The sequence below is a fragment of the Acidovorax sp. GW823-FHT05D11 genome (assembly GCF_058795695.1).
In genome coordinates, this window is record NZ_CM179502.1 from 1,293,536 (window position 1) to 1,305,034 (window position 11,499).

11 protein-coding genes and 1 tRNA gene are annotated in these 11,499 nt (G+C 63.8%); 4 read left to right on the forward strand and 8 right to left on the reverse strand.

Features of this window, described 5'->3' with window-relative positions; translation table 11 throughout:
• Nucleotides 1-2 precede the first annotated feature (2 nt).
• Entirely contained in the window at nt 3-965 is a 963-nt protein-coding gene (locus AC3RCE_RS05935) for an ABC transporter permease (RefSeq protein WP_218293523.1), read from the reverse strand.
• Between the two features lie 209 nt (nt 966-1,174).
• On the opposite strand from AC3RCE_RS05935, the gene AC3RCE_RS05940 reads away from it, so the two are divergent.
• Nucleotides 1,175-1,432 (forward strand): YfhL family 4Fe-4S dicluster ferredoxin, encoded by a 258-nt coding sequence (locus AC3RCE_RS05940; RefSeq protein ID WP_218341523.1) that lies wholly within the window; start codon nt 1,175-1,177, stop codon nt 1,430-1,432.
• A gap of 107 nt (nt 1,433-1,539) precedes the next feature.
• On the opposite strand, the gene pth is transcribed toward AC3RCE_RS05940, so the two are convergent.
• The 7 genes from pth to AC3RCE_RS05975 all read right to left on the reverse strand — a co-directional run bounded on the left by pth (nt 1,540) and on the right by AC3RCE_RS05975 (nt 7,499).
• Nucleotides 1,540-2,148, reverse strand: a complete 609-nt coding sequence (pth, locus tag AC3RCE_RS05945; protein ID WP_218293525.1) for an aminoacyl-tRNA hydrolase — start codon at nt 2,146-2,148, stop codon at nt 1,540-1,542.
• A gap of 218 nt (nt 2,149-2,366) precedes the next feature.
• Nucleotides 2,367-3,002, reverse strand: a complete 636-nt coding sequence (locus tag AC3RCE_RS05950) for a 50S ribosomal protein L25/general stress protein Ctc (RefSeq protein WP_218293526.1) — start codon at nt 3,000-3,002, stop codon at nt 2,367-2,369.
• A gap of 162 nt (nt 3,003-3,164) precedes the next feature.
• Nucleotides 3,165-4,139 (reverse strand): ribose-phosphate pyrophosphokinase, encoded by a 975-nt coding sequence (locus tag AC3RCE_RS05955; RefSeq protein ID WP_218293527.1) that lies wholly within the window; start codon nt 4,137-4,139, stop codon nt 3,165-3,167.
• 47 nt (nt 4,140-4,186) lie between these two features.
• Nucleotides 4,187-4,263: transfer RNA gene (locus tag AC3RCE_RS05960), tRNA-Gln, on the reverse strand.
• A 30-nt stretch (nt 4,264-4,293) separates the two neighbouring features.
• The gene (gene ispE / locus AC3RCE_RS05965; RefSeq protein ID WP_492254711.1) at nt 4,294-5,151 is read right to left on the reverse strand and encodes a 4-(cytidine 5'-diphospho)-2-C-methyl-D-erythritol kinase; all 858 of its coding nucleotides are present in this window, start codon (nt 5,149-5,151) and stop codon (nt 4,294-4,296) included.
• Nucleotides 5,152-5,184: 33 nt separating this feature from the next.
• Nucleotides 5,185-5,601, reverse strand: a complete 417-nt coding sequence (locus AC3RCE_RS05970; RefSeq protein WP_370628118.1) for a lipoprotein insertase outer membrane protein LolB — start codon at nt 5,599-5,601, stop codon at nt 5,185-5,187.
• 119 nt (nt 5,602-5,720) lie between these two features.
• A complete protein-coding gene (locus tag AC3RCE_RS05975) occupies nt 5,721-7,499 on the reverse strand; it encodes a tetratricopeptide repeat protein (protein ID WP_492254712.1) in 1,779 nt (592 codons plus the stop codon).
• Nucleotides 7,500-7,528: 29 nt separating this feature from the next.
• On the opposite strand from AC3RCE_RS05975, the gene mutM reads away from it, so the two are divergent.
• The 3 genes from mutM to mutY all read left to right on the forward strand — a co-directional run bounded on the left by mutM (nt 7,529) and on the right by mutY (nt 11,483).
• The gene (gene mutM, locus AC3RCE_RS05980; protein ID WP_492254713.1) at nt 7,529-8,344 is read left to right on the forward strand and encodes a bifunctional DNA-formamidopyrimidine glycosylase/DNA-(apurinic or apyrimidinic site) lyase; all 816 of its coding nucleotides are present in this window, start codon (nt 7,529-7,531) and stop codon (nt 8,342-8,344) included.
• Between the two features lie 107 nt (nt 8,345-8,451).
• Entirely contained in the window at nt 8,452-10,416 is a 1,965-nt protein-coding gene (locus AC3RCE_RS05985) for a dynamin family protein (RefSeq protein WP_218293532.1), read from the forward strand.
• A complete protein-coding gene (gene mutY / locus AC3RCE_RS05990) occupies nt 10,413-11,483 on the forward strand; it encodes an A/G-specific adenine glycosylase (RefSeq protein ID WP_369641685.1) in 1,071 nt (356 codons plus the stop codon). The genes AC3RCE_RS05985 and mutY overlap by 4 nt, the downstream gene beginning before the upstream one ends.
• The last annotated feature ends 16 nt before the right edge of the window (nt 11,484-11,499 follow it).

The following is an 11,499-nucleotide window of genomic DNA, read 5'->3' on the forward strand; positions in this document are numbered from 1 at the left end:
AATCAGATGTCGGAAGCCTTCACGCGGGGGTCGATCACGGCGTAGAGGATGTCCACCACGAAGTTCACGATCACCACCATGGCCGCGAGCAGCATCACGCAGTTGCGCACCACGATCAGGTCGCGGTTGGAAATCGACTGGAAGATCAGGCGCCCCAGGCCTGGCAGGTAGAACACGTTCTCCACCACGATGGTGCCGGCCAGCAGGTTGGCGAACTGCAGGCCCATGACGGTGACCACGGGGATCATGGCGTTGCGCAGCACGTGGCCCCAGAGCGCGGCGCGCTGCGACAGGCCCTTGGCGCGCGCGGTGCGCACGAAGTCCTCGCGCAGCACCTCCAGCACGGCCGAGCGCGTGATGCGCGCGAGGATGGCCGCCTGCACCACGGCCAGCGCGATGGCCGGCAGCAGCAGCGCCTTGAGAGCTTCCAGCGGGCCGCCGCCGGCGTCCTCCGTCCAGCCGGGGAAGCCGCCGGCGGAAAACCATTGCAGCTTCACGGAGAACAGCAGGATCAGCAGGATGGCGAACCAGAAGTTGGGAATGGCGATGCCGATCTGCGCCAGCCCCATCACGCCCACGTCGCCGAGCTTGTTATGGCGCGCGGCGGCGTAGACCCCCGCCGCGAGCGCCAGCACCGTGGTGATGACCATGGCCATGAGGGCCAGCGGCACGGTCAGGGCCAGGCGCTCCAGCACCAGATCAAGAACCGGGGAGCTGTAGGCATAGCTGTCGCCCATGTTGCCCACCACCAGGCCGCTGACCCAGTTCCAGTAGCGCAGGCCGGCGGGCTGATCCAGCCCCAGCTTGGCCGCCAGCGCGGCCACGGCATCGGGAGAGGCGTCGGGGCCCATCAGGATCTGGGCGGCGTTGCCCGGCAGGATCTCTAGCACCAGGAACACCACGACCGAAGCACCGATCAGCGTGGCCAGGAGGGTGATGAATCGCTTGAGGAAAAACAGGCCCATGGGAGGGTGGCGTCAGGAAAAAGGAGGAAGGCGCGAGTGCGTCAAATTAATGTGTATACACAGCATAACGGTAAAAACATCCCCGTCGGCGGTGGTGGGTTGCAGTGTCGCATGCAAGGCACATGCCACCATCGCGGGATAATACGGAGCATGAACTGCGCTGCGTACCTTCTGGCCCCTGCTTCCGGCTCCATGCCCAGGGAGGCCGCATGGCGCTGATGATCACCGACGAGTGCATCAACTGCGATGTCTGCGAGCCCGAATGCCCCAACCAGGCGATCTACCTGGGGCAGGAGATCTACGAGATCGACCCGAGCAAATGCACTGAATGCGTGGGGCACTTCGATGAGCCCCAGTGTGTGCAGGTCTGCCCCGTCGCGTGCATCCCCGTGAACCCGCAGCACGTGGAGAACCGGGAAACCCTGTGGCAGAAATTCCAGCGGCTGCAGGCTGCGCCGTCGGCCTGATTTCAAGCCTTGGAGGCGGTAAGCGCTTGTGTATCAAGCGCAGGATGCTATGAAATAAATAGCAATGGCTGCCATGCCCTGTGGGCAGGGCCACGCCGCCGGGGGGGTCAGTCTTCCGCGGGACGGGGTGGCTTGGGGCGTGGCGGCTTGGTGGTGTGGATGAGCAAGGTGGCCTTGTCCATCTCCCCCGCCAGCATGGCCGGGTAGGCCTTCAGGGAATGGGCGATGCTGTCCTCGATCAGCGTGCGCTGGTCGGGCGAGGGTTTCTTGAGCACCCAGTTGGCGACTTCACTTTTCACGCCCGGATGGCCGATGCCCACGCGCAGGCGCCAGTAGTCGGGCGAGCCCAGCTGGCCGTGGATGTCGCGCAGCCCGTTGTGCCCGGCATGGCTTCCGCCGCGCTTGAGCTTGACCTGCCCGGGCGGAATGTCCAGTTCGTCATGCACCACCAGGATTTCTTCGGGCTGGATCTTGAAGAAGCGCGCCAGCGAAGCGACGGACTTGCCCGAGAGGTTCATGAAGGTCTGAGGCTCCAGCAGCCACACGCTCTGTCCATGCACCGTGGTGCGCGCGACCAGCCCGTGGTAGCTGCGCTCGGGCACCAGCGTGGCCTTGAGCTCCCGCGCCAGGGCATCGATCCACCAGAAACCGGCGTTGTGGCGGGTGGCCTCGTAGTCTGGCCCGGGGTTTCCAAGGCCTACAAACAGCTTGATCATGGGCGGGATTATCCGTGTGCGGCGGTGGTGCGAACTGCAAGGGGTGCGGAGCGGCTCCGCCGGGGAAGAGGGGTTTGCCCGGCAGCGGGACGGGGCCCGCCGGGCCGCGTCTTCCAATGAAAACGGCCCACGCAGGGTGGGCCGTTTCGGTGGCCAGCGTCGCCGGAGCGCGCTGGCCGTGGGGAAGAAGCAAAGGGTCGTCCGTGAAGGACGGCTGATTACTTCTTGCCCTTGCCCTTGCCCTTGGCGTCGGCCGCGGGGGCTGCTTCGGCAGGGGTCTCGACGACCACGACCGGAGGCACCACGGACACCAGAACGGGGTTGTTGTTCTGGCCACCACGGACCTTGGCCACCACGCCCTTGGGCAGCTTGATGTCCTTCAGGTGCAGGGATGCGCCCTTTTCCAGCTTGGACAGGTCCACAGCGATGAACTCTGGCAGGTCCGAAGGCATGCAGGTCACGTCCAGTTCGTTCACGATCGGGTTGACCATGCACTTGTCGACCTTGACGGCGTTGGACTCTTCAGCGCCGCTGTAGTGCAGTGGCACCTTCATGTGCAGCTTGGTCTTTTCGTCCACGCGCTGGAAGTCGATGTGCAGGACGAGCTGCTTGTAGGGGTGGTATTGCACGTCGCGCAGCAGGACCTTGGAGGTCGTGCCGGCCACTTCCATGTCCAGCACGCTGGAGTGGAAAGCTTCCTTCTTGAGGGCGTGCCACAGTGCGTTGTGGTCCACCTCGATGAGTTGGGGTTCGGTGGTGCCACCGTAGACGATGCCAGGCGTCTTGCCCGAATTGCGCAGACGGCGGCTCGCACCCGTACCTTGCTTGGCGCGCTCAAAAGCGACGAAGTTCATAACTAGCTCCTGAAAAGGACAGACCGCGACCAGTCTTGTCCTGTTGAAAAAAGCCTGCGGTGCCATTCCTGGCGGCAGGCCCATGCAATGCCCTCGAACAGGCAAGCCTCCCGAAGGAGGCCTGCACGCAATCCGGTCCGCAACGCTCCCGTGGGAAGCGCGTCAGAACAGGTTGTCCTGGTCCGAGAACAGACTCATCACCGACTCACCCTTGGCAATGCGCTGTATCGTCTCTGCGATCAGCGGTGCCACGGAGAGCTGGCGAATCTTGGTGCATCCCCGGGCGTTGTCGCTCAAGGGAATGGTGTTGGTCACCACCACTTCGTCGAGGGCGGAACCCTTGGCGATGCGTTCGATGGCAGGACCCGAAAAAATGGGGTGCGTGCAGTAGGCGTACACCTTCTTGGCGCCACGCTCCTTGAGCACTTCGGCCGCCTTCACGAGCGTGCCGGCGGTATCGATCATGTCGTCCATGATCACGCAGTTGCGGCCTTCGATCTCGCCGATCACGTGCATGACTTCCGACACGTTGGCCTTGGGGCGGCGCTTGTCGATGATGGCCAGGTCGCAGTTGAGCTGCTTGGCGAGCGCACGCGCCCGCACGACGCCACCCACGTCGGGCGAAACCACGATCAGGTCTTCGTAGTTCTTCTGGCGCAGGTCACCCAGCAGCACGGGCGATGCGTAGATGTTGTCCACGGGGATATCGAAGAAACCCTGGATCTGGTCGGCATGCAGGTCCATGGTCAGAACCCGGGCAACGCCCACGGCCTGCAGCATGTTGGCCACCACCTTGGCGGTGATCGGCACGCGCGTGGAACGCGGGCGGCGATCCTGGCGGGCATAGCCGAAGTAGGGGATCACGGCGCTGATCCGCTCTGCCGACGCGCGCTTGAGCGCATCGACCATGATCAGCAGTTCCATCAGGTTTTCGTTGGTCGGCGCGCAGGTGGACTGCACCACGAAAACATCCCGTGCACGCACGTTCTGTTTGATTTCTACGGTGACTTCGCCGTCGGAGAAGCGACCCACGTCGGCTGCACCGAGGGTGGTGCCGAGGTGTTGGGCGATTTCAGCTGCCATGCCAGGATTGGCATTGCCGGTGAAAACCATGAAGTCGGGGTGGTTGGCTTGCATGAGCGTCCCAGCAGTCTGAAAAAAAAGCCCGTACGCGAAAAGAAATTTGGCAGGGGAAGAAGGATTCGAACCTTCGCATGCCGGAATCAAAATCCGGTGCCTTAACCAGCTTGGCGACTCCCCTACACAGGTCAACTGCCGAAGGCAGCGAACCTTAATTCTCGTCTGATGCCCAGCCTGCCAGAGGATGGATCATCAGATTTTCACATGCCTTGATCTGCCAGCCCTCGGGGGCGCGGTCCAAATCAACTGCGTGTGACATTTGTGCAAACACCGCACTGCCTGAGCCTGTCATCCGGCCTTGCAACCCTCGCGACCTGAGCCATTCAATGGCTTCGGTGACTTCGGGACAGAGCGCCTGGGCAACGGGCTGCAAGTCGTTTCGACCGAAGTCAAAGTGTGCTGCAGCAAAGCCTAAGATTGTAGCACTATCTGAATCGCGTTTCAAACTTGGTGACGAAAAAATTGATTTTGTCTCCAAGCCTGCTGCGGGCTTCACGATGGCAAAGCGCGCTGGCGGCAGTTGGTGTGCTTTCTCAAGCGGCGTGATTGTCTCACCAATTCCTTCGACCCAGGCGTTGTGGCCGCGTAAAAAAAATGGAATGTCGGCGCCCAGCGTCAATCCGATCTTTTCGAGTGCCGTGCGCGGCAGGTCCAGGCCCCACAGCCGATTGAGAGCCAGCAAGGTGGTTGCGGCATCCGACGAGCCGCCGCCCATGCCCGCTTGCGAAGGCACGCTCTTCAAGACGCCGATGCGCGCGCCCTGGCGGCAGCCCGTGGCCTGCTGCAGGGCACGGGCCGCCTTGATGGTGAGGTCTATCTCCGGCAATGCGGGGCCGATGTCTTCACGCGTGATCTCGCCTGACGCGCAGCGCTCGAAATGGAGCGTGTCGCACCAGTCGACCAGCATGAAGACCGACTGCAGCAGGTGGTAGCCGTCCGGGCGTCGGCCTGTGACGTGCAGAAAAAGGTTGAGCTTGGCCGGGGCCGGCACGTCATACAGGGCTTGCATGGCAACAAACGGTGCGCGAGGAGGGGATGCGGGCTAGCGGGTCAGGGCGATGCGCAAGGTGGCCTGTGGCACGGGGTCGTCCCGGTGCGCGACCAGCCGCCCCTGCTCCAGGGCGGAGAGGTCCGCTCTCCAGCCTGGCACCGTGGCTTGCACGCCCTTGAGCCAGCCAAACAGGGCCGCGACGGGGATGCGCGTGCCGGTCACATCCTGCAGCAGTGCATCCAGCGAATCGGAGGTGCGGGTCTCCTGCGCGCTGACGAGCTGCGCGTGCCCATCCTTCCAGTCCAGCTGCGCGATGCGGCTGCCCAGGGGGCTTATCAATGCAAGCCCCCCGCTCTGGGCATTGCCGCGCAGCTCGAACATGGCGGAAAACGACTGCGATGCCTGCCCATCGACTTGCAGGGCCAGGCGACCGCTCCATGCGTCTTCTTCAGGAGCGGTTTTTTGCATCGGCTGCGCACAACCGGCCAGCCACAACGCGCAGGCAAGCCATGCGAGCAACACGGCGAAACGCCGCAGACCTGCAAGGCCGACCATGGGGTGCAGCGGTGTCGTTTGCCAGCCCCGCATCAAAGGCTGACTCCGAGGCGCGCCAGTGTTTCCTTGAGGGTCTCGTTGTCGGGGCTCGCGCGCTGGCCTTCCTTCCAGACCCTGACGGCCGCTTCCCTGTCTCCCAGACTCCAGAGCACCTCGCCAAGGTGCGCGGCGATTTCCACGTCCGGACGCGCCTTGTACGCGGTTTCCAGGTGCCGCCGCGCTTCCGCCTTGTTCCCCATCCGGAATTCCACCCAGCCCAGGCTGTCCGTGATGAAGGGGTCCGACGGAGCGAACTCCATGGCCTTGAGAATCAGCTGCTTGGCTTCGTCCAGGCGCAAGCCTCGCTCCGCCAGGGAGTAGCCGAGCGCGTTGTACGCATGATGGTATTGGGGCTTTTGCGCGATGACCTGTCTCAGCAGCCGTTCCATCGTCTCGGGTTGGCCCGCTTTCTCCGCCAGCATGGCCTGGTCGTAGACCAGCTCCGCGTCATCGGGCGCCAGCACCACGAGATCGCTCTGGACCGCGTAGGCCTCCCGGTACAGTCGCAGGTCGCGCAGCAATTGCACTTCGGCCAGCAGCTTCATCCGCTTGTCTTCGGCCGACGTACCGGGCAGGTTGCGCAGCAGCGCGCGCGCCTGGGCCACCTTGCCTTGGCGCGCCAGCAGGGATGCGCGGCGGCTTTGCGCGCTGAAGACTTCATCGACGTTGTCGATGCGTCCCAGCCATGCCTCGGCGGCCGCGAAATCCTGCTTCTTCTCTGCGATTTGCGCGTACAGCAAGTAGGCTTGCGTCAACCCCTTCTGGCGTACGTCCGCATCCGGAGAGGCCGACACAAGTTCCATGAAGCGCTGCAGCGAACTCTCCGACGCGGGCAGGCGGTTGTCCTGGAATTGCAAGGTGGCGAGCACCAGCCATGCTTCCACCAGTTCCGGCTTGTCCCTGGTGACAAATTCCAGCTGATGGCTGGCGTCCGGATAGCGCTGCAAGCCCAGAAGCACCCGGGCATACGCCATCCTGAGCTCGGGGACCGGCTGCTTGGCGAGTGCCTGTGTCACCAAGGGTTCGGCCTCGGGGGTGTTCTCTTCCATCAGCTCGAGCGCCAGCACGGCGGCAGCCTCGTTGGCGTTGTCCAGGGCCTGTGCCCTGCGCGCAGCGTCCAGCGCTCCCGGCTTGTCGCCAGCCGCCATGCGCAGGCGCCCCAGGGACACCCAGGCCACCGGTCCGGTGGCGGGGTGCGCGAGTTCGTCGACAAGGGCCGCTTCCACCACCTTGGCCGCCAGTGCCTTGTCACTCGCGCGTCCGTACATCTGGGGCAGTGCGGAAAGCGTGGACGCCTTGGCGCGGGGCGGGGACTGGGCAAGCTCCTGGCGCAGCAGATCGGGGGTTTCGCCAATCCGGTTCAGCGCAACCAGAATCTGGAGTACATAGCGGTTGGCTTCCCGTGACTGCGGCAGTGCTTCCTTCCACGCCTTGGCGGCTGCCAGCGCGTACTCGCCCGAGCGCGACTGCAGTGCGATGTCCGCTGCCCTCTGGTAAAGCTGTCCATCCGCGCTGCGGCGTGCCGCCTCGAGCATGAACGCGTAGCCGGCACCCGGGTCACCGGTCCGCGCACTGATCTCGCCCAGAAAAATCTCGTAAAACAATTCCGCATCCAGCGCCGGATTGGATGCCACGGGGGCTTCGCCGGTGGCGGGAGGGGCGTCGCCCCCCGGCTGTTGCGCCCATGCTGAGTGGGCAGCTACCGCGATAACGGTAGTCAATGCGGCGATCCGAAAACTGTGAAATGGCACCATCGGGTCATAATAATCCATGCCTGTTAACCCATTGCCGGGGTCTTCGTATGCCTGAGTTGCCCGAGGTGGAAGTGACGCGCCGCAGTTTGGCCGATGCCATCACTGGCGCCCGCATCGAGGCCGTCACACTGGGAAAACCCCTGCGCTGGCCCCTGGGTTGCCCCCCTCAGACCCTGATAGGCCAGCACGTGGTGGACCTGCGCCGTCGCGGCAAGTACCTGCTGGCCGATACCAGCAGCGGGGTCCTGCTCCTGCACCTCGGGATGTCCGGAAGCCTTCGGTTCACCCGAGGGTTGCCTGCGGCGGGCGTCCATGATCACTTCGACATGGTGACCAGCCAGGGAACGCTGCGGCTGCATGACCCCCGCCGGTTCGGTGCGGTGGTTTACGCCACGGGGGAGGAGGATCCGGTCGCTGCCAAGTTGCTCGGGGGATTGGGCATGGAGCCTCTGTCCGATGCGTTTTCTCTCGCGGCCTTCCAGTCGGGGCTGAAAAAGAGCCAGATGCCCATCAAGCAGTTGCTCCTGGCCGGCCGGCTTGTGGTGGGGGTTGGCAACATCTATGCCTCGGAAGTGCTTTTCCTGGCCGGCATCCGGCCGACCACGAGTGCTTCGCGCATTGGGCCCGCACGGGTGCGGAAACTGCATGAAGCCATTCGCGTGGTGCTTGCGCGGGCGGTGGAGCTGGGGGGCAGTACATTGCGCGACTTTTCCAATGCGGATGGCACCGCGGGGCACTTTCAGACCCAGGCAAATGTCTATGGGCGCGATGGAGCGCCGTGCCACGTGTGTGCCACTCCGATACGCGTTCTGCGCCAAGGACAGCGGAGCAGCTATTTTTGCCCGGCATGCCAGCGGCCCTGAGGCGAGCGGGGGCGCGGCTCGGTCCAAATGACAGCCCGTGGGCCGTCGATGCTATATTTTGTGTATATGCCTGCCTTGTAGGCCATACATAGATCTCTGGGAGCACAGTGGGACCTTCATTCAACGAGCAGTTCGACCAGCACGGCGTCTGGCGGCGTGAGTTCGCCCAGCAACTCAAGCGGCTGGCCGAGTGGATGTCTTCGCACGAGCTCATGGACGCTGCCGTGCAGGAACGGCTGCACCGTCTGGAGGAGCAGGTTCGCAGCGACAAGGTCATGGTGGCGTTCGTTGCCGAGTTCTCGCGCGGCAAATCCGAGTTGATCAACGCAATCTTCTTTGCCGACTATGGACGCCGCATCATGCCTGCGAGTGCGGGGCGCACCACCATGTGCCCCACGGAACTCGGCTACGACGCCAGCGTGGCGCCCAGCCTTCGGTTGCTGCCGATTGAAACCCGCCTGCAGATGCAGAGCCTGGCCGAGTGGAGGGTCAAAACGGATCGCTGGCAGGAGATTCCTCTGGACGTCGGCAACGCAGACCAGATTGCCAAGGCGCTCGAGAAAGTCGCCGAAGTGCGCAAGGTCAGCCTGGACAACGCGCGCGCACTGGGCTTCTGGCACGATGACCTGACCGATGAGAACCCCGTGCCCGACGCCCAGGGGCTCGTGGAAGTGCCCATGTGGCGCCACGCCATCATCAATATTCCGCACCCCTTGCTCAAGCAGGGGCTGGTGATCCTCGATACCCCAGGGCTGAACGCCGTGGGCGCGGAGCCCGAACTCACGGTCAATCTCATCCCGCAGGCACATGCGGTCGTTTTCATCCTGAGTGCCGACACCGGCGTGACCCGTTCCGACCTGTCCATCTGGCGCGAGCATCTGGCCATTTCAGCGGACAGCATGGATGCCCGGCTGGTGGTGTTGAACAAGATCGATACGCTGTGGGACACGCTCAACTCGGCCGAACAGGTGCAGGCGCAGATGGAGCGCCAGTGCAGCACTTCCGCGGAAATGCTGGGGGTTCCCCTGGAGAGGGTGGTCCCGGTGTCCGCGCAGAAAGGCCTGGTCGCCAAGATCACCGCCGACGATCTGCTGCTGGAAACCAGCGGACTGCCGGTGTTGGAAGAGGCTCTGGCCAAGGGCATCATGGGCCGGCGTCAGTCGATTCTGCGGGCGGCGGTGGCCAATGGCGTCGCCAGCCTGCGCACTGAAACCTCCCGCGTCATCAATATCCGGCGCCGCGATCTCGACGACCAGATGGCCGAGTTGCGCAGCCTCCGTGGCAAGAACGCATCGGTGATCGAATCGATGCGCCACCGCGTCGAGCAGGAGCAGCGCGAATTCGACCTGAGCACGACCAAGATACAGGCGGTGCGCGCTGTTCACCTCAAGCTTCTCCGTGACGTGTTCCAGCAACTGGGCGCCAAGGCGCTCAAGGCGGAACTCTCTGAACTGGCGCAGACGCTGCAACAGAAGGGGCTCAAGCTGGGGGTCAAGAAAATTTATGTCCAGACCTTCGACAAACTGCGCGGCACGCTGGACAAGGCACAGGCATCGGGCACCGAGATCCAGGCCATGCTGGGTGGAACGTTCAGGCAACTCAATGCCGAGTTCGGGTTCTCCCTTCAGGTGCCTTCAGCCCCTCAGCTGGAGCATTTCACGCACGATCTGAACCAGATCGAACAAAGCCATCTGCAGTACCTCGGCATGGGCAATGCGCTGAAGCTGGCACAGCCCGAGTTCGCGGAACGCCTGGTGCGGGCCTTGGCCATGCGGCTGCGCACCGTGTACGAGTCCGCAGCGAACGATCTGGAACTGTGGAGCAAATCCGCCACCGCCCAGCTGGATGCCCAATTGCGTGAACGTCGCCGCAGTTTTGCGCGCCGCATCGAAGCCGTCGATCGCATACAGCATGCGGCCAGTGGCTTGGTGGAGCGGATCGCGGAAATAGAGTCGAGCGAGGACGAGCTGGTTCAGCTGGAGCACAGGCTGCAGGAACTGACCGCGAAGCTCATTGCCCTGCCGGGACTGGAATCCGCGACCACCGACAGCAGCCATCCTGTCTCGGCATGAGCGCCACGGAGCACGGGAGCGTGGCGGAGCGCGTGGTCGCATGGCAGTCGACGCACGGGCGCAACCATCTGCCCTGGCAGCAAACACGTGATCCGTATAGGGTCTGGCTGTCGGAAATCATGCTGCAGCAAACCCAGGTTGCCACGGTTCTCGACTACTACGCGCGTTTTCTTGCGCGTTTCCCCGATGTGAGGGCGCTGGCGCAGGCCGGGCAGGACGAAGTGATGGGGCTGTGGAGCGGGCTGGGCTACTACACCCGTGCCCGCAACCTGCATCGCTGCGCCCAGCAGGTGGTCGCCGAACATGGGGGTGTATTTCCCGACACTGCCGCGGTGCTGGCGACTTTGCCGGGGATTGGCCGGTCTACGGCGGGAGCGATCGCAGCCTTCTGTTTTTCTGAGCGAGTCCCCATTCTGGATGCCAATGTCCGCAGGGTGCTCACGCGCCTGCTGGGGTTCGACAAGGACCTGGCGTCGGCAGGAAATGAACGTCTGTTGTGGGAGGAGGCGCAGGCACTGCTCCCCAGGAAAAACCTGCATGCTGCCATGCCCCGCTACACGCAGGGGCTCATGGATCTGGGCGCCTCGGTCTGTACTCCAAAAATGCCGCGCTGCGGGCAGTGCCCCCTGGCAAGCGGCTGCGCAGCGTCCAGGGCCGGCGACGCGGAGCGTTATCCCGTCAAGACGCGCAGGCTGGTGCGCCGTTCAGAATCCTGGCAACTGCTCGTGCTTCGAAATCCCGGGGGCCGGGTTTGGTTGCAGCGTCGTCCGGCGGCTGGCATCTGGGCGGGAATGCACTGCGTTCCGGTATTTGCCGACGGTGCCTCTCTCATGGGCTGTGTCGCGTCTTTGGGCGATGCGTCCCGCATTTCCTGCAATGAGCTGCAGCCGTTTCTTCACGTGCTGACGCACAGGGATCTGCATCTTCATCCCGTTCTGGTCGCGGGGGACATTGCAGAGCGTCCCACGGAAGACGGCGGGTGGTTTGGTGCCGACGAATGGCACTCCATCGGCCTGCCGGCGCCTATCCGCAAGCTGCTTGATTCGACGCAGGCGCAGCTTTGGTGATGGGGGTGGGGGTGTG

What these genes read in the sequence shown, in the direction of transcription:
- mutM (WP_492254713.1), top strand. Translation starts at nt 7,529, where the DNA reads ATGCCTGAGTTGCCCGAGGTGGAAGTGACGCGCCGCAGTTTGGCCGAT.
- AC3RCE_RS05955 (WP_218293527.1), bottom strand. Translation starts at nt 4,139, where the DNA reads ATGCAAGCCAACCACCCCGACTTCATGGTTTTCACCGGCAATGCCAAT.
- AC3RCE_RS05940 (WP_218341523.1), top strand. Translation starts at nt 1,175, where the DNA reads ATGGCGCTGATGATCACCGACGAGTGCATCAACTGCGATGTCTGCGAG.
- AC3RCE_RS05975 (WP_492254712.1), bottom strand. Translation starts at nt 7,499, where the DNA reads ATGGATTATTATGACCCGATGGTGCCATTTCACAGTTTTCGGATCGCC.
- AC3RCE_RS05935 (WP_218293523.1), bottom strand. Translation starts at nt 965, where the DNA reads ATGGGCCTGTTTTTCCTCAAGCGATTCATCACCCTCCTGGCCACGCTG.
- pth (WP_218293525.1), bottom strand. Translation starts at nt 2,148, where the DNA reads ATGATCAAGCTGTTTGTAGGCCTTGGAAACCCCGGGCCAGACTACGAG.
- AC3RCE_RS05970 (WP_370628118.1), bottom strand. Translation starts at nt 5,601, where the DNA reads ATGCAAAAAACCGCTCCTGAAGAAGACGCATGGAGCGGTCGCCTGGCC.
- mutY (WP_369641685.1), top strand. Translation starts at nt 10,413, where the DNA reads ATGAGCGCCACGGAGCACGGGAGCGTGGCGGAGCGCGTGGTCGCATGG.
- ispE (WP_492254711.1), bottom strand. Translation starts at nt 5,151, where the DNA reads ATGCAAGCCCTGTATGACGTGCCGGCCCCGGCCAAGCTCAACCTTTTT.
- AC3RCE_RS05950 (WP_218293526.1), bottom strand. Translation starts at nt 3,002, where the DNA reads ATGAACTTCGTCGCTTTTGAGCGCGCCAAGCAAGGTACGGGTGCGAGC.